17 protein-coding genes, 3 tRNA genes, 3 rRNA genes, 1 other RNA gene and 1 other annotated feature are annotated in these 20,534 nt (G+C 44.6%); of the genes, 4 read left to right on the top strand and 20 right to left on the bottom strand.

All coding sequences use genetic code 11. The annotated features are described in order from the left end of the window. Nucleotides 1-2: 2 nt before the first annotated feature. The 14 genes from M1D65_RS00185 to tadA all read right to left on the bottom strand — a co-directional run bounded on the left by M1D65_RS00185 (nt 3) and on the right by tadA (nt 10,534). Complete coding sequence (locus M1D65_RS00185; protein WP_015253019.1) at nt 3-617, bottom strand: 5-bromo-4-chloroindolyl phosphate hydrolysis family protein; 615 nt, start codon at nt 615-617, stop codon at nt 3-5. 119 nt (nt 618-736) lie between these two features. Further along, nucleotides 737-931 carry an anti-sigma-G factor gene (csfB, locus tag M1D65_RS00180; protein ID WP_021479735.1) on the bottom strand — a complete coding sequence of 65 codons (195 nt, stop codon included), beginning with the start codon at nt 929-931 and terminating at the stop codon, nt 737-739. A gap of 178 nt (nt 932-1,109) precedes the next feature. Continuing rightward, nucleotides 1,110-1,225: ribosomal RNA gene (rrf, locus tag M1D65_RS00175) — 5S ribosomal RNA — on the bottom strand. A 55-nt stretch (nt 1,226-1,280) separates the two neighbouring features. After that, nucleotides 1,281-4,208, bottom strand: a 23S ribosomal RNA gene (locus tag M1D65_RS00170). Nucleotides 4,209-4,289: 81 nt separating this feature from the next. After that, nucleotides 4,290-4,365 (bottom strand) — tRNA-Ala (locus M1D65_RS00165). 11 nt (nt 4,366-4,376) lie between these two features. Beyond that, nucleotides 4,377-4,453: transfer RNA gene (locus M1D65_RS00160), tRNA-Ile, on the bottom strand. Nucleotides 4,454-4,555: 102 nt separating this feature from the next. Beyond that, nucleotides 4,556-6,105 (bottom strand): 16S ribosomal RNA (locus M1D65_RS00155). The 16S, 23S and 5S rRNA genes sit together here with 2 tRNA genes alongside, the layout of an rRNA operon. A 245-nt stretch (nt 6,106-6,350) precedes the next feature. Beyond that, nucleotides 6,351-6,614: a sigma-K factor-processing regulator BofA gene (gene bofA / locus M1D65_RS00150; RefSeq protein ID WP_015715090.1), complete on the bottom strand. Its 264-nt coding sequence runs from the start codon at nt 6,612-6,614 to the stop codon at nt 6,351-6,353. A 66-nt stretch (nt 6,615-6,680) separates the two neighbouring features. After that, nucleotides 6,681-6,905 (bottom strand): YaaL family protein, encoded by a 225-nt coding sequence (locus M1D65_RS00145; RefSeq protein WP_003242387.1) that lies wholly within the window; start codon nt 6,903-6,905, stop codon nt 6,681-6,683. Nucleotides 6,906-6,922: 17 nt separating this feature from the next. After that, nucleotides 6,923-7,519: a recombination protein RecR gene (gene recR / locus M1D65_RS00140; protein WP_003225425.1), complete on the bottom strand. Its 597-nt coding sequence runs from the start codon at nt 7,517-7,519 to the stop codon at nt 6,923-6,925. Between the two features lie 14 nt (nt 7,520-7,533). Next, the gene (locus M1D65_RS00135; RefSeq protein ID WP_003225427.1) at nt 7,534-7,857 is read right to left on the bottom strand and encodes a YbaB/EbfC family nucleoid-associated protein; all 324 of its coding nucleotides are present in this window, start codon (nt 7,855-7,857) and stop codon (nt 7,534-7,536) included. A gap of 23 nt (nt 7,858-7,880) precedes the next feature. Next, nucleotides 7,881-9,572, bottom strand: a complete 1,692-nt coding sequence (gene dnaX, locus M1D65_RS00130) for a DNA polymerase III subunit gamma/tau (RefSeq protein ID WP_029317164.1) — start codon at nt 9,570-9,572, stop codon at nt 7,881-7,883. 129 nt (nt 9,573-9,701) lie between these two features. After that, an RNA gene (gene ffs, locus M1D65_RS00125) (signal recognition particle sRNA large type) lies at nt 9,702-9,966 on the bottom strand. An 82-nt stretch (nt 9,967-10,048) separates the two neighbouring features. Continuing rightward, on the bottom strand, nt 10,049-10,534 hold the full coding sequence (gene tadA / locus M1D65_RS00120) for a tRNA adenosine(34) deaminase TadA (protein WP_456270716.1): 486 nt from the start codon (nt 10,532-10,534) through the stop codon (nt 10,049-10,051). Between the two features lie 85 nt (nt 10,535-10,619). Here tadA and M1D65_RS00115 point away from each other — a divergent pair, with 85 nt between their 5' ends. The 4 genes from M1D65_RS00115 (at nt 10,620) to dck (ending at nt 13,890) form a co-directional block, all read left to right on the top strand. Then, a complete protein-coding gene (locus tag M1D65_RS00115) occupies nt 10,620-11,171 on the top strand; it encodes an isochorismatase family cysteine hydrolase (RefSeq protein WP_456270715.1) in 552 nt (183 codons plus the stop codon). A gap of 63 nt (nt 11,172-11,234) precedes the next feature. Then, entirely contained in the window at nt 11,235-12,518 is a 1,284-nt protein-coding gene (locus tag M1D65_RS00110; protein ID WP_456270714.1) for a LysM peptidoglycan-binding domain-containing protein, read from the top strand. Nucleotides 12,519-12,616: 98 nt separating this feature from the next. Beyond that, nucleotides 12,617-13,240: a deoxyguanosine kinase gene (dgk, locus tag M1D65_RS00105; protein ID WP_003226790.1), complete on the top strand. Its 624-nt coding sequence runs from the start codon at nt 12,617-12,619 to the stop codon at nt 13,238-13,240. Beyond that, on the top strand, nt 13,237-13,890 hold the full coding sequence (gene dck / locus M1D65_RS00100) for a deoxyadenosine/deoxycytidine kinase (protein WP_003226792.1): 654 nt from the start codon (nt 13,237-13,239) through the stop codon (nt 13,888-13,890). Before dgk ends, dck begins: the two co-directional genes overlap by 4 nt. A 111-nt stretch (nt 13,891-14,001) precedes the next feature. Here the strand turns inward: dck and M1D65_RS00095 are convergent. From M1D65_RS00095 to guaB, 6 genes are all read right to left on the bottom strand, one after another. After that, nucleotides 14,002-14,094 (bottom strand) — tRNA-Ser (locus tag M1D65_RS00095). A gap of 134 nt (nt 14,095-14,228) precedes the next feature. Next, on the bottom strand, nt 14,229-15,506 hold the full coding sequence (serS, locus tag M1D65_RS00090) for a serine--tRNA ligase (RefSeq protein ID WP_003247131.1): 1,278 nt from the start codon (nt 15,504-15,506) through the stop codon (nt 14,229-14,231). A gap of 56 nt (nt 15,507-15,562) precedes the next feature. Beyond that, nucleotides 15,563-15,775, bottom strand: a binding site (T-box leader). 52 nt (nt 15,776-15,827) lie between these two features. Next, complete coding sequence (gene pdxT, locus M1D65_RS00085) at nt 15,828-16,418, bottom strand: pyridoxal 5'-phosphate synthase glutaminase subunit PdxT (RefSeq protein WP_064671159.1); 591 nt, start codon at nt 16,416-16,418, stop codon at nt 15,828-15,830. 21 nt (nt 16,419-16,439) lie between these two features. Further along, on the bottom strand, nt 16,440-17,324 hold the full coding sequence (gene pdxS, locus M1D65_RS00080; protein WP_003247145.1) for a pyridoxal 5'-phosphate synthase lyase subunit PdxS: 885 nt from the start codon (nt 17,322-17,324) through the stop codon (nt 16,440-16,442). Nucleotides 17,325-17,520: 196 nt separating this feature from the next. Further along, the gene (gene dacA / locus M1D65_RS00075) at nt 17,521-18,852 is read right to left on the bottom strand and encodes a D-alanyl-D-alanine carboxypeptidase (RefSeq protein WP_015482683.1); all 1,332 of its coding nucleotides are present in this window, start codon (nt 18,850-18,852) and stop codon (nt 17,521-17,523) included. Nucleotides 18,853-19,004: 152 nt separating this feature from the next. After that, nucleotides 19,005-20,471, bottom strand: coding sequence for an IMP dehydrogenase (guaB, locus tag M1D65_RS00070; RefSeq protein WP_003226803.1), 1,467 nt, complete (start codon nt 20,469-20,471; stop codon nt 19,005-19,007). Nucleotides 20,472-20,534: the final 63 nt, after the last annotated feature.

Genomic DNA, 20,534 nt, shown 5'->3' with positions numbered 1-20,534 from the left:
CCTTATTTCTTTAATGAATGTTTTGCTGCGTCTAATTCAAACTGCAACTCGTCAATTTCATCACCCATTGCTTGAGTTAAATCTTCCTCTAAACGCTTGGTCAATTCAGTAAGAGTGATGCGTGTCTCACTTAACGACATCGACAGTTCTTTGCTTTTTTTTGGGTGAGATGATAGAAAAGCATACTTCTCTGTCAATTCAACAACCGAATCGAGAGTTTGATAAAAAAATCGTTCTGCCTGATAAAACCGCTTTGGCTCTTTTTTGGTGAGGAGATAAATCCTTCTCACAATCCTTAGCATTTCTGCATTTTGCTTAAACATTTGAATGCTTTTAGCCTGAAACAAGGCTTTCCTAAGACGGATCATTTTCTGCCTTGCTTCCTCTAAGTTTTTCTTAATGTAAGCATACTCTCTTCCTGTCAATTCATGCTTTTTAAGAAATAACCGTCTTGCATTCCAGATGCCAGCTATATATACGGCTGCTCCAGAAGCAAGCCCATAAACAATAGATAAAAAAAGCGACTGGTTTAAACCAAAAAAGCTCAATATTCCAATGAAAACAAAAGTCGCACTGCTAGTTAAACTCCACATCAAAAAGTGAAAAAATCTCTGCATGAGATAATCGACTCCTGTGTCTATACTCAGTTTTAATATTATTATCTACTACGTTCAATCCTTAAACAAGTTTCATCTTCTTTTTATTATTAAGAGTACAAAAAAAGACCTTTTCAGGTCTATGAATATAATGGCGGTGTATGAATGCTCTTTAGTTTTTTTACATAAAACGCATAGTCAGGATCAGAAGTTGATGTAGAAATTACTTTTCTCTCACAATCTAAGCATATGAATTTCGTATAAAGATGAATGCCTCTATTCTTCTCTAGATCACAAATCACACATGTATGATTAAGTTTAACTGTTTCGTCCATCTTCTCCACCTCCGTACAATTAGCCTCCCCTTAAAACGGATATTGTATACACTATTTAGATCTTTTCGAAACTTGAAATCAGTATATGGGCTGTATAAGCCCTCGGTGTTTGTATTTGTTTGATTTTCTCGATCTTGAGTAAACAAAAAACCCAACTCAATGAGCTGGGTTTAAGCTTGCTTGGCGGCGTCCTACTCTCACAGGGGGAAACCCCCGACTACCATCGGCGCTGAAGAGCTTAACTTCCGTGTTCGGTATGGGAACGGGTGTGACCTCTTCGCTATCGCCACCAAACAAATTGAGAGTGTTCTCTCAAAACTAGATAACAGGTGTGACATCATTCAAAAATATGGTTAAGTCCTCGATCGATTAGTATCTGTCAGCTCCATGTGTCGCCACACTTCCACCTCAGACCTATCAACCTGATCATCTTTCAGGGATCTTACTTCCTTGCGGAATGGGAAATCTCATCTTGAGGGGGGCTTCATGCTTAGATGCTTTCAGCACTTATCCCGTCCGCACATAGCTACCCAGCGATGCCCTTGGCAGAACAACTGGTACACCAGCGGTGCGTCCATCCCGGTCCTCTCGTACTAAGGACAGCTCCTCTCAAATTTCCTGCGCCCGCGACGGATAGGGACCGAACTGTCTCACGACGTTCTGAACCCAGCTCGCGTACCGCTTTAATGGGCGAACAGCCCAACCCTTGGGACCGACTACAGCCCCAGGATGCGATGAGCCGACATCGAGGTGCCAAACCTCCCCGTCGATGTGGACTCTTGGGGGAGATAAGCCTGTTATCCCCGGGGTAGCTTTTATCCGTTGAGCGATGGCCCTTCCATGCGGAACCACCGGATCACTAAGCCCGACTTTCGTCCCTGCTCGACTTGTAGGTCTCGCAGTCAAGCTCCCTTGTGCCTTTACACTCTGCGAATGATTTCCAACCATTCTGAGGGAACCTTTGGGCGCCTCCGTTACCTTTTAGGAGGCGACCGCCCCAGTCAAACTGCCCACCTGACACTGTCTCCCCGCCCGATAAGGGCGGCGGGTTAGAAGGTCAATACAGCCAGGGTAGTATCCCACCGATGCCTCCACCGAAGCTGGCGCTCCGGTTTCCAAGGCTCCTACCTATCCTGTACAAGCTGTACCAACATTCAATATCAGGCTGCAGTAAAGCTCCACGGGGTCTTTCCGTCCTGTCGCGGGTAACCTGCATCTTCACAGGTACTATAATTTCACCGAGTCTCTCGTTGAGACAGTGCCCAGATCGTTGCGCCTTTCGTGCGGGTCGGAACTTACCCGACAAGGAATTTCGCTACCTTAGGACCGTTATAGTTACGGCCGCCGTTTACTGGGGCTTCAATTCGCACCTTCGCTTACGCTAAGCGCTCCTCTTAACCTTCCAGCACCGGGCAGGCGTCAGCCCCTATACTTCGCCTTACGGCTTCGCAGAGACCTGTGTTTTTGCTAAACAGTCGCCTGGGCCTATTCACTGCGGCTCTCTCGGGCTTGCACCCTAACAGAGCACCCCTTCTCCCGAAGTTACGGGGTCATTTTGCCGAGTTCCTTAACGAGAGTTCTCTCGATCACCTTAGGATTCTCTCCTCGCCTACCTGTGTCGGTTTGCGGTACGGGCACCTCTCACCTCGCTAGAGGCTTTTCTTGGCAGTGTGGAATCAGGAACTTCGCTACTATATTTCGCTCGCCATCACAGCTCAGCCTTATGGGAAACGGATTTGCCTATTTCCCAGCCTAACTGCTTGGACGCGGATATCCAATACCGCGCTTACCCTATCCTCCTGCGTCCCCCCATTGCTCAAATGGTGAGGAGGTGGTACAGGAATATCAACCTGTTGTCCATCGCCTACGCCTTTCGGCCTCGGCTTAGGTCCCGACTAACCCTGAGCGGACGAGCCTTCCTCAGGAAACCTTAGGCATTCGGTGGAGGGGATTCTCACCCCTCTTTCGCTACTCATACCGGCATTCTCACTTCTAAGCGCTCCACCAGTCCTTCCGGTCTGGCTTCACAGCCCTTAGAACGCTCTCCTACCACTGTTCGAAGAACAGTCCGCAGCTTCGGTGATACGTTTAGCCCCGGTACATTTTCGGCGCAGAGTCACTCGACCAGTGAGCTATTACGCACTCTTTAAATGGTGGCTGCTTCTAAGCCAACATCCTGGTTGTCTAAGCAACTCCACATCCTTTTCCACTTAACGTATACTTTGGGACCTTAGCTGGCGGTCTGGGCTGTTTCCCTTTCGACTACGGATCTTATCACTCGCAGTCTGACTCCCAAGGATAAGTCATTGGCATTCGGAGTTTGACTGAATTCGGTAACCCGGTAGGGGCCCCTAGTCCAATCAGTGCTCTACCTCCAAGACTCTTACCTTGAGGCTAGCCCTAAAGCTATTTCGGAGAGAACCAGCTATCTCCAGGTTCGATTGGCATTTCACCCCTACCCACACCTCATCCCCGCACTTTTCAACGTGCGTGGGTTCGGGCCTCCATTCAGTGTTACCTGAACTTCACCCTGGACATGGGTAGATCACCTGGTTTCGGGTCTACGACCACGTACTCATGCGCCCTATTCAGACTCGCTTTCGCTGCGGCTCCGCATCTTCTGCTTAACCTTGCACGGGATCGTAACTCGCCGGTTCATTCTACAAAAGGCACGCCATCACCCGTTAACGGGCTCTGACTACTTGTAGGCACACGGTTTCAGGATCTCTTTCACTCCCCTTCCGGGGTGCTTTTCACCTTTCCCTCACGGTACTGGTTCACTATCGGTCACTAGGGAGTATTTAGCCTTGGGAGATGGTCCTCCCGGATTCCGACGGAATTTCACGTGTTCCGCCGTACTCAGGATCCACTCAGGAGAGAACGAAGTTTTGACTACAGGGCTGTTACCTCCTATGGCGGGCCTTTCCAGACCTCTTCATCTACCTCGTTCTTTTGTAACTCCGTACAGAGTGTCCTACAACCCCAAGAGGCAAGCCTCTTGGTTTGGGCTAATCCCGTTTCGCTCGCCGCTACTCAGGGAATCGCATTTGCTTTCTCTTCCTCCGGGTACTTAGATGTTTCAGTTCCCCGGGTCTGCCTTCTCATATCCTATGAATTCAGATATGGATACCACTCCATTACGAGTGGTGGGTTTCCCCATTCGGAAATCTCCGGATCAAAGCTTGCTTACAGCTCCCCGAAGCATATCGGTGTTCGTCCCGTCCTTCATCGGCTCCTAGTGCCAAGGCATCCACCGTGCGCCCTTTCTAACTTAACCGTTAAAAAGAATCACTATGTGATATCTTGTATTACTAATTGAATGTGATGTCTACTGTTATCTAGTTTTCAAAGAACACGTTGGTGGAGCCTAGCGGGATCGAACCGCTGACCTCCTGCGTGCAAAGCAGGCGCTCTCCCAGCTGAGCTAAGGCCCCGTTATATAAGATGGTGGGCCTGAGTGGACTCGAACCACCGACCTCACGCTTATCAGGCGTGCGCTCTAACCAGCTGAGCTACAGGCCCATCTTAACTTATTCAAGGAACAAAGTTCCTTCAAAACTAAACAAGACAGGGAACGTTCTGTTTATAAGACCCAAGGTCTTATATTCCGTAAAATATCCTTAGAAAGGAGGTGATCCAGCCGCACCTTCCGATACGGCTACCTTGTTACGACTTCACCCCAATCATCTGTCCCACCTTCGGCGGCTGGCTCCTAAAAGGTTACCTCACCGACTTCGGGTGTTACAAACTCTCGTGGTGTGACGGGCGGTGTGTACAAGGCCCGGGAACGTATTCACCGCGGCATGCTGATCCGCGATTACTAGCGATTCCAGCTTCACGCAGTCGAGTTGCAGACTGCGATCCGAACTGAGAACAGATTTGTGGGATTGGCTTAACCTCGCGGTTTCGCTGCCCTTTGTTCTGTCCATTGTAGCACGTGTGTAGCCCAGGTCATAAGGGGCATGATGATTTGACGTCATCCCCACCTTCCTCCGGTTTGTCACCGGCAGTCACCTTAGAGTGCCCAACTGAATGCTGGCAACTAAGATCAAGGGTTGCGCTCGTTGCGGGACTTAACCCAACATCTCACGACACGAGCTGACGACAACCATGCACCACCTGTCACTCTGCCCCCGAAGGGGACGTCCTATCTCTAGGATTGTCAGAGGATGTCAAGACCTGGTAAGGTTCTTCGCGTTGCTTCGAATTAAACCACATGCTCCACCGCTTGTGCGGGCCCCCGTCAATTCCTTTGAGTTTCAGTCTTGCGACCGTACTCCCCAGGCGGAGTGCTTAATGCGTTAGCTGCAGCACTAAGGGGCGGAAACCCCCTAACACTTAGCACTCATCGTTTACGGCGTGGACTACCAGGGTATCTAATCCTGTTCGCTCCCCACGCTTTCGCTCCTCAGCGTCAGTTACAGACCAGAGAGTCGCCTTCGCCACTGGTGTTCCTCCACATCTCTACGCATTTCACCGCTACACGTGGAATTCCACTCTCCTCTTCTGCACTCAAGTTCCCCAGTTTCCAATGACCCTCCCCGGTTGAGCCGGGGGCTTTCACATCAGACTTAAGAAACCGCCTGCGAGCCCTTTACGCCCAATAATTCCGGACAACGCTTGCCACCTACGTATTACCGCGGCTGCTGGCACGTAGTTAGCCGTGGCTTTCTGGTTAGGTACCGTCAAGGTACCGCCCTATTCGAACGGTACTTGTTCTTCCCTAACAACAGAGCTTTACGATCCGAAAACCTTCATCACTCACGCGGCGTTGCTCCGTCAGACTTTCGTCCATTGCGGAAGATTCCCTACTGCTGCCTCCCGTAGGAGTCTGGGCCGTGTCTCAGTCCCAGTGTGGCCGATCACCCTCTCAGGTCGGCTACGCATCGTTGCCTTGGTGAGCCATTACCTCACCAACTAGCTAATGCGCCGCGGGTCCATCTGTAAGTGGTAGCCGAAGCCACCTTTTATGTTTGAACCATGCGGTTCAAACAACCATCCGGTATTAGCCCCGGTTTCCCGGAGTTATCCCAGTCTTACAGGCAGGTTACCCACGTGTTACTCACCCGTCCGCCGCTAACATCAGGGAGCAAGCTCCCATCTGTCCGCTCGACTTGCATGTATTAGGCACGCCGCCAGCGTTCGTCCTGAGCCAGGATCAAACTCTCCGATAAAGTAGTTTGACTGACTACGCACATCGCTGTGCGATTTATAAAAAATGAATTAACAGGTACGTTTTGTCTTGTTTAGTTTTCAAAGAACTTTGTTTACCGCTCGTTTAAGCGACTTTATTATCATAACATTTACCGCCGCTACTGTCAACAACTTTTTAGTATTTTCTTTTCAAAAAAGCTGTTCGTCATCAGCGACGTATATTAGAATAACACCTTCAGTTGTCTAAGTCAATACATAATATCAATTAAATGATAAATTGCTTAATAACGACTAACGCAGCTATTCCGGGTATCCCTAAAATTCCGCTGATAGCTGTTGTAACCAGATTAATCGGCACATGAATGCCAAGACTGCCGCCAAACATATTTACACAAACCAGCAGCAAAGCACCTGCCACAAATTTAACAGCTGTGATGCCCATCCACTTTAAAGGCTTCGCAGCTGAACCTGATAAAAAAAGAAGAATAACCAGTCCTAAAATAATCCCAATAATAAAAATAGGCTCCATGAATCTTCTCATCTCCTTCGCTTGTTCTAGTACAAGCTTATGAGAAGATCCAGGAGTTTAGACCACTTACTTCCACCGGCTGATTTTTAAATTTCGCTGCTTCGCTTCCCTTAAGTAAAAAAAATACTTCGCTTCAGCTACTTTCAGTTCGTATAACACTTCAGCAGACGGTTCTAAGCTTTTTTCAACCAGCTTTTTTTGCCTGTTCCACTCTTCCTTTTGCTTAAAAAGCTGCTCGGTTAGTTTTTCATCAAACTCTCTTCTTAATGTTTTCTTGCGAAGAAAACCCATGGATCGCTTTTTCCTCCTTACAATTCACGTCTTCCTTCAAGTGCTTTAGAAAGAGTGACCTCGTCAGCATATTCCAAGTCACCGCCGACGGGCAGTCCGTGGGCAATACGGGAGAGCTTAATACCAGATGGCTTGAGGAGCCTTGATATATACATCGCCGTTGCTTCCCCTTCTATATTAGGGTTTGTCGCGAGGATCACTTCTGTCACTTGATCATCCTGTAATCGTTTTAACAATTCTGGTATTTTAATATCCTCCGGTCCGATGCCGTCCATTGGAGAAATAGCGCCGTGAAGAACGTGATACTGTCCGTTGTATTCCTTCATTTTCTCCATAGCGATAACATCCTTAGGGTCTTGCACAACACAGATAACAGACTTATCCCTGCGCGTATCTTCACATATATAGCAAGGGTCCTGATCTGTAATATGCCCGCAAACTGAACAATATGTCAGGTTGCGTTTCGCATTTACTAATGCTTTCGCAAAATCTAATACTACATCTTCTTTCATACCTAGAACAAAAAAAGCCAGACGAACCGCTGTTTTCGGTCCGATCCCTGGCAATTTCATAAAGCTGTCAATCAGCTTTGATATTGGTTCAGGATATTGCATGTTCTTTTATCCCCCTAGAATAAACCTGGCATGTTCATTCCCTTTGTAAATTGACCCATTGTTTCGTTTGTGATTTCGTCAACTTTTTTCAAAGCTTCATTCGTTGCAGCAAGCACTAAATCTTGAAGCATATCAATATCTTCTGGATCAACGACTTCTTCTTTGATGATAACATCCAGGATTTCTTTTTGGCCGTTTGCTTTTACTGTTACCATACCGCCGCCTGCAGTTCCTTCAACAACCTTTTCTGCAAGCTCTTCTTGAGCCTTCGCCATGTCCTTTTGCATTTTTTGCATTTGTTTCATCATTTTTTGCATATTACCCATTCCGCCACGCATAGCATTCACTCTCTTTCATTTTGTTAGTCTTTTATTTCAATTAAATCCGCTCCAACAAGCTTTTTCGCTTCGGCAATAAGCGGGTCTTCTTCAGCCGGTTCATTTGATCCTTCATTTTCCTGCTGATGATCTTCTAAAAATTCTTCTCTTATTTTACCCCATTGTGCTTCTGGAACGCCAATCAAATCCATTCTTTTTCCGAGCATCGATTCTAAAATCTGCTCAAGATTAGTCCGGACTCCGTTGTTATCCTCAGCGACCATTTTACAATGAATTTCATATTTGAACTTCAGAACAAATGCCGCCGATCCGGCAGCCACAGGTTCACTGTCATTCAGCAAAGCGGCATGTGATACTTTGTTTTGCTGTTTGAGATGAGCAAGAAGCTTGCCCCAACTGTTTCTGAGCAGATCAAGATCCGGTCTTGTGGCTTCCTTCAAAATCTCATGAATTCTGCCTACTGGCGCTTTGTAATTGGATTTCCCGCCCTTTGGCACACGCGGCGCTTCTTTTTTCGGGCTTTCCGCAGCTGCTTTTATGCCCGTTGTTTTGAGCCGCTCTACTTCCTGTTCGAGCTGCTGGATTTTTTTCATCAGCATATCCACTTCCGGGAGATCAGCAGCAGATTGATGTGAGGTTTGGCAAATCTTCACAACGGCCACTTCGAAAAAGATACGCGGATGATTTGTCCATTTCATTTCCTGATGGCTCTTGTTCAGAATATCAATCATTTCATATAGGGCCTGAGCCGGAATTTGTTCACTTAGTTCCCGGAACGTTTCATCGACTTTTACTTTCTCAAGCACTCCCTCTAAGCCAGGGGCTGTTTTGTACAGCAGCATGTCCCTGAAATAGAAAATCATATCTTCTATCAGCTTAGCTGGATCTTTTCCTTGCTGAAGCAATTCATTTAATGTTTCCAGTGCGTCAGAAACGTTTTTATCATGCAGGGATTGTGCAAGCTTCCCGATATATAATTGAGAAACAGCACCCGTAATTAAAAGCGCATCTTCGACTTTCAGGATATCGCCGCTGAATGATATGGCCTGATCAAGAAGGCTCAGGGCATCCCTCATCCCTCCGTCTGCAGCACTCGCGATGATATCCAGCGATCCTTCCTCCACTTGCAGCTGTTCAGCATCAACAATTTTATTCATGCGGCCTACAATCGCTTGGGAGGTAATTCGTTTAAAGTCAAAACGCTGACATCTAGAGATAATGGTTAAAGGAATTTTGTGCGGTTCAGTTGTTGCTAATATGAAAATACAATGCTCAGGCGGCTCTTCTAATGTTTTTAGTAATGCATTAAAAGCGCCGATAGAAAGCATATGCACCTCATCTATGATATATACCTTATATGTGACGGCCGATGGGGCAAACTTCACTTTATCGCGAATGTCACGAATCTCATCAACACCGTTATTAGAAGCGGCGTCAATTTCTATGACATCGGATATTGACCCGTTTGTTATCCCTTTACAGGCCGCACATTCGTTGCATGGCTCATCAACAGGAGCATGTTCACAGTTGACAGCCTTAGCAAATATTTTGGCTGCACTGGTTTTTCCGGTTCCTCTTGGCCCGGAAAACAGATAGGCGTGAGAAAACTTTTTTTGCAAAAGGGCATTTTGCAGCGTTTTTGTAATGTGTTCTTGTCCGACCACATCTTCAAAGCGCTGAGGCCTGAATACTCGATATAAAGCTTGGTAACTCACGGGTTTGCCCTCCTCCGTTATTCATCATTCCCATTATACATGAACCTTGTTTCGATTCCAAAAGCTCTTTTTACATAACAAAAAACTCACCTAATGTTAGGTGAGTCTGAAAATTTGATGATTGATTTACCGTGCACCTTCTGTCGATTCGCTACCCTAAGCGTTACTTAAGCAGTTAGCTCGGCCCAGGCAACCCTGCGGCACATGAGAGGTTTCACTTAATGCTGCTTCCTTCCGGACCTGACATGGTTCATGAATTCCCATTGCGCAGGACCCAAACGTCAACACCACTTACTTAAGGCAGGCCTTAAAGTAAACGAACCTCGAGAAGGGATTCGGCCCTGCTAGAGCGGATTGCAGGTACAGGGCACCGCTACCTCCCCGCTTAGCACGGCAAAATAAATATCAAATTTTATGTTGCATCTATTACGATGCACACTTAAGTATATCTGTTTCCCCTAAAAATTGCAACCGTGCTATTCAGACAAGTTTTTCCTGGCGGCTTTCTTCTTTTTTCTTAGTTCTCTGAAAAACGCACTGAGCATTCCGCCGCATTCTTCCTCAAGCACACCGCTCACCACTTCAGCCTGATGATTAAAGCGTTCCTCCTGAAGAAGGTTCATTAGCGTGCCTGAACAGCCGCCTTTCGGATCAAATGCGCCAAAAACCACTTTTTCCACTCGAGAAAGTACGACTGTACCAGCACACATTGGACAAGGCTCAAGCGTCACATAAAGAGTCGCACCTTCCAGCCGCCATGTTCCGAGTGCCTTACACGCTTCATCAATTACAAGCATTTCTGCATGGGCAATAGATCGCTGTTCAGTCTCTCTTAAATTATGTGCACGCGCTATAATTTCATCATTAACGACAAGCACCGCACCTATTGGCACTTCACCTTTCTCTTCAGCCTTTTTCGCTTCTTTAATTGCTTCTTTCATATAAAGTTCATCTTGTGTCATAAGGATAAGCTCTCTTTTCAAAGTTTTTTCATTGCCTAAAAAGGCTACATATTAACTATAACTGAAACGGAAAGGAGACTGTCGATTGTCCAAAGCAGATACAGCCCTTCTCATTGTAGACATGATCAATAATTTTGAATTCGATATGGGAGAAGCCCTCGCTAAAAAAACAGAAAAAATCGTTCCTCATATTTTATCATTAAAGGAGCACGCGAGACAAAATGAATGGCCGATTATTTACATCAATGATCATTATGGACTTTGGCAAGCTGACATTAAAAACATTCAGCAAGAATGCACAAATGAAAGAAGCAAGGATATCATCACAAAGATAGCTCCGGAAGATGCTGATTATTTTTTAATCAAACCAAAACATTCCGCTTTCTACGAAACTGCACTTCACACCCTTCTTACTGAGTTGCAGGTGAGACATATTATCTTAACAGGTATAGCCGGCAATATATGTGTGCTGTTTACCGCTAATGACGCTTATATGAGGGAATACAGCATCACGATTCCTAAGGACTGTATAGCGTCAAACAGTGACGAAGATAACGAATTCGCCTTAACTATGATGGAGAATGTTCTTTTCGCAGAAATTACGACGGAAGAACAAATTACAGAAAAACAAACATGATCAGCGCTTTTCTTTCATACATTGATAGCGATATGAAAGGAGGCGTTTTTCATTCAAATTTATGTGGTAAAACAAGGCGACACTCTTTCTGCTATCGCTTCACAATACAGAACAACCGTAAGTGAGATCGCTGAAACGAATGAAATACCGAATCCCGACAGCCTTGTTGTCGGACAAACCATTGTCATTCCAATAGCTGGCCAGTTCTATGATGTGAAGCGAGGTGATACCCTGACATCTATCGCCCGGCAGTTCAATACAACGGCAGCCGAGCTCGCAAGGGTTAACCGCATCCAGTTAAATACCGTGCTTCAGATTGGTTTCCGTTTATACATCCCACCATCTCCTAAACGAGACATCGAATCAAATGCTTATTTGGAGCCCCGAGGAAATCAAGTCAGCGAAAATCTCCAACAGGCGGCCAGAGAAGCGTCGCCCTACTTAACGTTCCTTGGCGCATTCAGCTTCCAGGCACAGCGGAACGGAACCTTAGTCGCACCGCCTTTAACGAATTTAAGGAGCATTACAGAAAGTCAAAATACAACATTGATGATGATTATAACGAACCTAGAAAACCAAGCATTCAGCGATGAACTTGGCCGGATCCTTTTGAACGACGAAACTGTAAAAAGACGGCTTCTAAATGAAATAGTCGAGAATGCCAGACGATATGGCTTCCGTGACATTCATTTCGACTTTGAATATTTGCGGCCCCAAGATAGAGAGGCTTATAATCAATTCCTCCGCGAAGCAAGGGATCTTTTTCATCGAGAGGGCTTAGAAATTTCTACGGCTCTTGCTCCTAAAACAAGTGCAACACAGCAGGGCAGATGGTATGAAGCTCATGATTACAGGGCACATGGCCAAATTGTCGACTTTGTTGTTCTCATGACATATGAATGGGGCTATAGCGGCGGGCCGCCTCAAGCGGTTTCTCCAATTGGACCTGTCCGTGATGTCATAGAATATGCTTTGACTGAAATGCCTGCGAACAAAATTGTCATGGGCCAGAATTTATATGGATATGACTGGACGCTGCCATATACAGCAGGGGGAACTCCGGCAAGAGCTGTAAGCCCTCAGCAAGCCATTGTCATAGCTGATCAGAACAATGCTTCCATTCAGTATGACCAAACCGCTCAAGCTCCTTTCTTCCGCTATACTGATGCAGAAAACAGAAGGCACGAGGTATGGTTCGAGGATGCCCGCTCGATTCAAGCAAAATTCAATCTGATTAAAGAGCTGAATTTAAGAGGCATCAGCTATTGGAAGCTGGGTCTTTCCTTTCCACAAAACTGGCTGCTGCTGTCTGATCAATTTAATGTTGTCAAAAAGACGTTTCGATAATTTGGAAACGTCTTTTTTTCATGGGGGCACCCAAGGGTTGTGATACAATATGAAGGTCGGTAACTGACGCACGTTTTTCAGATATAAGGAGGATTCCGATGAATACAGCCCCTTTTATTGCAATAGAAGGTCCTATCGGGGCAGGAAAAACAACTCTCGCAACGATGCTCTCACAAGAATTCGGATTCCCTATGATCAATGAGATTGTAGAGGATAACCCGTACCTTGATAAGTTTTATGACAATATAGAGGAATGGAGCTTCCAGCTCGAGATGTTTTTTCTTTGTCACAGATACAAACAGCTTGAAGACACCAGTGATCACTTTTTAAAAAAGGGACAGCCTGTAATAGCTGATTATCATATTTATAAAAATGTGATTTTTGCGGAACGCACCTTGTCTCCACATCAGCTGGAAAAATACAAAAAGATATATCACCTGCTAACGGATGATCTGCCAAAGCCGAATTTCATCATTTACATAAAGGCCAGTCTGCCTACATTGCTACACCGCATTGAAAAACGCGGGCGCCCCTTTGAGAAAAAAATTGAAACTAGCTATTTGGAGCAGCTGATTTCAGATTATGAAGTCGCCATCAAGCAGCTGCAGGAAGCAGACCCTGAACTTACAGTGTTAACCGTAGATGGTGATTCAAAGGATTTCGTTTTGAATAAGAGCGACTTTGAACGCATTGCCGCCCATGTAAAGGAGCTTATCGTATGAAGGAACATCATATCCCTAAGAATTCAATTATTACAGTAGCAGGAACAGTAGGTGTTGGAAAATCGACTTTAACAAAAACTTTAGCTAAACGGCTTGGATTTAAAACATCTTTGGAGGAAGTCGATCATAATCCATATTTGGAAAAGTTCTATCATGATTTTGAACGTTGGAGCTTTCACCTTCAAATTTACTTCTTAGCTGAACGCTTCAAAGAACAGAAAACAATTTTTGAAGCCGGTGGAGGTTTTGTACAGGATCGTTCGATTTATGAAGATACAGGAATTTTCGCAAAAATGCATGCTGATAAAGGGACAATGTCAAAGGTTGATTATAAGACTTACACAAGCCTTTTCGAAGCAATGGTAATGACACCGTATTTCCCACACCCAGATGTGTTGATCTATTTAGAAGGAGATCTGGAGAACATTTTAAACCGGATTGAACAACGCGGCCGTGAGATGGAGCTTCAGACAAGCAGGTCTTATTGGGAAGAAATGCATACACGCTACGAGAACTGGATAAGCGGTTTTAATGCCTGCCCTGTTTTAAAACTTCGCATTGAAGATTATGATCTTCTGAACGACGAAAACTCGATTGAAAATATTGTAGATCAAATTGCTTCAGTTATTCATGATAATCAAAAAAAGTGAATCTCAGTCGAGATTCACTTTTTCTTTAAAATAAAAAATCCGCCGCACCGAATGCAACGGACAAAACAATCTCCAATATATGCTTGTGTTTCATTAGAATTAAAATCAATATGGCGGAGGAAGAGGGATTCGAACCCCCGCGGGCTTTGACACCCCTGTCGGTTTTCAAGACCGATCCCTTCAGCCGGACTTGGGTATTCCTCCGTATCGACAAGACTTACTATATCACGTATGTTCTCGTGTGGTCAAGCATTTTTAAAAACTTTTTTTGTTTTTATGAAAATGCCGTGTTTACATAAGCAAAAAGGCGCACCTTGTCAGGCACGCCTTTCCATAATTTACGGTTTCATTACTTCTCTATTCCCCATATAAGGACGGAGCACTTTCGGAATCACAACGCTTCCGTCTTCCTGCTGATAATTTTCTAAGATAGCGGCAACTGTTCTTCCAACCGCCAGTCCTGAACCGTTCAGTGTGTGTACATGCTCAGGCTTGCCTTTAGCTTCACGTCTGAAACGAATATTCGCACGTCTCGCCTGGAACGCTTCGAAGTTGCTGCAAGAAGAGATTTCTCGATATGTGTCTTGGCTTGGAATCCAAACTTCGATATCGTATTTTTTCGCAGCCGTAAAGCCTAAGTCACCCGTACACATGCTCATGACACGGTATGGAAGCTCAAGCAGCTGAAGAACCCGTTCTGCTTGGTTTGTAAGCTTCTCTAATTCTTCATAAGAATCTTCAGGCTTCACAAACTTTACAAGCTCAACTTTATTAAATTGGTGCTGACGAATTAATCCGCGTGTGTCACGTCCTGCTGAACCAGCTTCAGAACGGAAGCAAGCACTGAATGCCGCATAGTTGATCGGCAGGCTGTCACCTGAAAGGATTTCATCGCGATGCATGTTTGTAATCGGCACTTCCGCCGTTGGAATTAAGAAATAATCTTCTTCTCTGATTTTAAATGCATCCTCTTCAAATTTAGGAAGCTGCCCCGTTCCCGTCATGCTTGCGCGGTTTACCATATATGGCGGGATCACTTCAGTGTAGTTATACTCATCCACATGCAGATCAAGCATAAAGTTATAAAGCGCACGCTCCAGACGAGCACCTAAGCCTTTATAGAACACGAAACGGCTTCCTGTTACTTTGGCAGCACGTTCAAAATCCAGAATACCCAGCTCATCCGCAATATCCCAGTGCGGCTTCGGCTCATAAGCAAATGAAGGCTTTTCACCCCATTTACGCACTTCTACGTTGTCGTCTTCTGTTTCACCGACAGGTACAGACTCATGCGGAATATTCGGGATTGAGAGAAGGATTGTATCAAGCTCAGCTTCCACTGTTCGCAATTCTTCATCAAGCTTTTTAATTTCCTCGCCGACTTCACGCATTTCTTTAATAATGTGATCCGCGTCTTTTTTCTCACGCTTCAGCACAGCAACCTGCTGAGAAACTTCATTTCGTTTTCCTTTTAACTCTTCAACCTTGCCGATAAGCTCTCTTCGTCTATCATCCAGCGCCTCAAACTTATCAAAATCAGTTAAGTCTTCGCCTTTGTGTACAAGCTTTGCTTTAATTTCTTGAAAATTTGCTCTCAGCATTTTCGTATCAAGCATGCGAAACACTCCTTTTTTTATTGATTTGTCGAAAATAAAAAGAGCCCTCATCCCCATAAAGGGACGAGAGCTCTCGCGTTGCCACCCTGATTGAAAACAAATCAAAGACTCGTTTTCCACTTTCAAACATAACGGTTATCCCGTAAATGCCTACTTGTTTCAGCATTTCGCTCAAGGATGGATTCAGACAGCATCTTTCACCGATTCGCACCAACCATCGGCTCTCTTAGAAAGAGAGGCTCCCTACTAGTTCCTATCAACGCTTTTCGATCTTTATTTGTGCTTATAATGTACTATAAGTTTCCACAGCTTTCAACTGTTTTATACAAGTGCCTTTTGCTTGTATTCCTTAACCATTTCAACAAACAGCTGTGTTACTCGGTGATCTTCTGTCAGCTCCGGATGGAATGAGCAGCCAAGGAATTGCCCCTGTTTCGCGGCTACAATACGACCATTATGCTCCGATAGAACTTCAACATTTTCACCAGCTTCTAAAATATGCGGAGCACGGATGAATACCCCTGTAAAAGGCTCGTCCAAGCCTTTAATTGTTAAATCAGCTTCAAAGCTGTCAACCTGCCGGCCAAATGAATTACGTTCTACAACCACATTCAGAAGACCTAAATGAGGATTATCTGAACCGGCAATTTCTTTTGCTAATATAATTAATCCGGCACATGTTCCAAACATCGGTTTGCCCTGAGCAGCGAATTCACGAAGCGGCTCCATGAATTGATACGTATCGATCAAACGGCGCATCGTCGTGCTCTCACCGCCCGGCAAAATCAACCCGTCAACTTCGTTCAGCTGCTCCGGACGTTTTACGACAAGACCAGCCACGCCGCATGCTTCAATCGCATGGATGTGCTCTCTAACTGCTCCTTGAAGTCCTAGTACACCTATTGTTAACATGTCAGCAGCGCTCCTATGTTCTTACCAGCCGCGTTCTTGCATACGCTGTTCTGGAAGTAAGTTTGAGATTTCAATCCCTTTCATTGCAGTACCAAGCTCTTTTGACAACTCAGCGATCAATTTGTAATCAGTAAAGTGAGTTGTTGCTTCCACAATTGCTTTCGCAAATTTAGCAGGGTTGTCTGATTTGAAAATACCAGAACCAACAAATACTCCGTCAGCACCAAGCTGCATCATGAGAGCAGCATCAGCTGGAGTTGCTACGCCGCCAGCGGCAAAGTTAACGACAGGAAGCTTGCCGTCTTTTTTAATTTGAAGAAGAAGCTCGTAAGGAGCACCTAGGTTTTTCGCTTCTGTCATTAGTTCATCCTCACTCATCGCAACTACTTTGCGCACTTGAGCGTTAACTTTACGCATATGGCGAACAGCCTCAACAATATTACCTGTTCCAGGCTCACCTTTTGTGCGAAGCATAGAAGCACCTTCCGCAATACGGCGTGTTGCTTCACCAAGATCACGGCAGCCACATACAAAAGGAACTGTGTATTCATTTTTATTTAAATGAAATTCTTCGTCAGCCGGCGTCAGAACTTCACTTTCATCAATATAGTCAACACCCATAGCTTCAAGCACACGCGCTTCAACAATATGTCCGATACGCGCTTTTGCCATTACCGGGATAGATACTGCATTCATTACTTCTTCCACGATTGTAGGGTCAGCCATACGGGCAACTCCTCCAGCCGCGCGAATATCTGCTGGCACACGTTCTAGCGCCATTACAGCGACAGCTCCAGCTTCTTCAGCGATTTTCGCTTGTTCCGCATTGATGACGTCCATGATGACGCCGCCTTTTTGCATTTCTGCCATTCCGCGTTTTACACGTTCAGTACCTGTTTGAGCCATTTCTTGGTCCCCCTAATCAAGGTATAGTTATATGATTTCTAATCCTTATTGTATCCTAGAAATCCAATAATTCATATGGATATATACTATTTTATTCGGTTTTTAGCGCTTTGAAAATCATTTTTTATTAAAAATTGGGTTTTTTCAGTATATTACGCGAAAGAGCCCTAACATCCATCAGAGCTCTTTCAATTGATTAAAACCAGCCGGTTACCGTATCAACAATGCTTCCCCAAATTCCGGCAAAAAATCCGCCGATACTGCGCATTGTCAAAACAAACCAGTTTGCTTTTTCTACATTTTCTTTTGTAACAAGGTCTACGCCAGCCAGATCGCTGTTAAGGAATCCGTAATCCTTTTCATCACCTGTGTATTCCGCAGTCAGCTTCCCAACCTTGGTTCCTTTTTTCACAGGAGCAGTTAAGTTGTCTTTATTCAGTGTGACCTTCGCTTTGTAATTCTTTTCTTCACCATTTTTGACAGGAAGAGAGAACGCCTTGTTTGTCACAATGCCTACTTCTTTCTCTTTACCCTTATCAACTGAAATTGTTTTATGGCCTTTTACTTGATCGCCTTCAGCATAAATTTCTTTCATGGAGAAATTGTCGAAAGCATAATCAAACATTTTCTTCGTTTCATCGAAACGGCCTGTATGAAGGTTGCCCTTTGCGTTTAAAACAACAGTGATGACACGCATACCGTTGCGTTCAGCTGTTCCTGTAAAGCATGAACCCGCAGAGTCAGTAGAACCTGTTTTCAGTCCGTCTACAGTCGCTTTTTTATACTCGCTGACAAGCCCCTTCAGCATAAAATTCCAGTTCGGCATGTCCATTTCATCATCGGTGCCTTCTCGGAATTTCGTTTTGGCGATACTGGAAGTCTCCAGTATCTCAGGGTAATCAGTAATCAAGTGATCCGCAAGAATCGCCATATCCTTTGCAGAAACTTCACTTTCTTCATTTACGCTTGTCCCCTCAGGCTGATGCCCGTGAAGATCTTTGTTTTCAAGACCTGTTGCGTTAACAAATTTGTAATCTGTTAAGCCTAGTTCTTTTGCTTTTGCATTCATTTTTTCAACAAACTTAGTTTCAGAACCGGCAACGATTTCTGCAATCGCAATAGCAGCAGCATTTGCAGAATAAATTGCTGTAGCTTGATATAATTCTTTTACTGTGTATTTCCCGTCTTTCCGAAGAGGAACGTTTGATAAGCTGTTATCTTGGGAAATTTCATACACATAGTCATCAGGCGTATAGGTTTGGTCCCATTTCACTTTACCTTGATCAATTGCTTCCAATAACAGATACTCTGTCATCATTTTTGTCATACTCGCAATTGGCAGTCTCTTATCTGCATTTTTACTGTAAAGAATTTTACCTGAAGAAGCTTCGATCATAATAGCAGCAGATGCATTGATATCAATTGGATCGCTGGCTGCTTTTGCTTTTGACATTGGAGCCAGACACGTGACAGCTAGAGTTAACACAACCAATGACATCAGTAGCTGTTTACATTTCTTGATGTTCAATCGTACGACCTCCGTATTTCATTTTCTTCATCTATAATTAAGCCGTTAAGGACATTTTCAATGCACAACAGTATAAATTTTATCATAATCAGTATAAAAAAAATAGACAGAGTCAGAGACCCTGTCAAATGTTTTTAATTTGTAACAATTTATTATGAAATTGTATAGTTAGGTGATTCTTTTGTAATCTGTACGTCATGCGGATGGCTTTCGCGAAGTCCTGCGCCAGTCATGCGAATGAACTGAGCTTCTTCTCTTAGCGCACGCAGATCTTTGGACCCGCAATACCCCATACCAGAACGAAGGCCTCCGACTAGCTGATAAACGGTTTCTTCAACTGGTCCTTTGTAAGGTGTGCGTCCTTCAATTCCTTCAGGAACAAATTTTTTGTTTTCTTCTTGGAAGTAACGGTCTTTACTTCCTTTTTCCATTGCAGCAACTGATCCCATGCCGCGGTATACCTTAAATCTTCTGCCTTGGTAGATTTCAGTTTCACCAGGGCTTTCTGATGTGCCTGCAAGCAAGCTTCCGAGCATAACAGCATGTCCGCCGGCTGCCAATGCTTTAGTGATATCGCCAGAGAATTTAATCCCACCGTCGGCTATGATTGTTTTGCCGTGTTTTCTTGCTTCAGTCGCACAATCATAAATTGCTGTAATTTGTGGAACACCGACGCCGGCTACAACACGTGTAGTACAAATTGAGCCAGGTCCTATTCCAACTTTGACAACGTCTGCTCCAGCTTCGATAAGCGCTCTTGTCGCTTCAGCTGTTGCCACGTTTCCAGCAATAATGTTTAATTCGGGATACGTTTCACGGATTTTTGTGACTGTGTTTAAAACGCCTTGAGAGTGTCCGTGAGCTGTATCGATAACAATCACATCAACATTGGCTTCAACAAGCTTTTTGACGCGAGTCATTGTATCGCCAGTTACACCAACTGCCGCGCCAACGATCAGGCGGCCGTGAATGTCTTTAGATGAGTTCGGGAACTCAATGACTTTTTCAATGTCTTTAATTGTGATAAGACCTTTTAATTTATTCTGGTCGTCTACGAGAGGAAGCTTTTCAATTTTATGTTTCTGCAAAATCTTTTCAGCTTCATCCAGAGTAGTTCCTACAGATGCAGTAACTAGCTCTTCTTTCGTCATGACGTCGCTGATTTTCATTGAGTAGTCAGAAATAAAGCGAAGGTCACGGTTTGTAATAATTCCAACAAGCTTCTGGTCTTCTTCGTTATTTACAATCGGAACACCGGAAATTCTGTATTTCCCCATCAAATGCTCCGCATCAAATACTTGGTGATCAGGAGTTAAAAAGAAGGGATTTGTGATAACGCCGCGCTCAGAACGCTTTACTTTATCAACTTGTTCAGCCTGCTGTTCAATGGACATATTTTTGTGAATGATGCCCAAGCCGCCCTGTCTTGCCATTGCAATTGCCATTGCTGATTCTGTTACAGTGTCCATACCTGCGCTGATGACAGGAATATTTAGCTTTAACGTTTTTGTAAGTTCTACAGATAAATCCACATCACGCGGAAGTACCTCAGACTTTGCTGGCACAAGCAGCACATCGTCGAACGTTAAGCCTTCTTTTGAAAATTTACTTTCCCACATTAGTAAATCCCCCTCTTTTCGGCAAAATATTATATGTAGATTATCAACTAGCCAAGAGCATGT

The sequence above is a fragment of the Bacillus sp. JZ39 genome (genome assembly GCF_053903145.1).
Note: the sequence above shows the minus strand (reverse complement) of the source record. Positions and strands in the feature narration are given on the sequence as shown.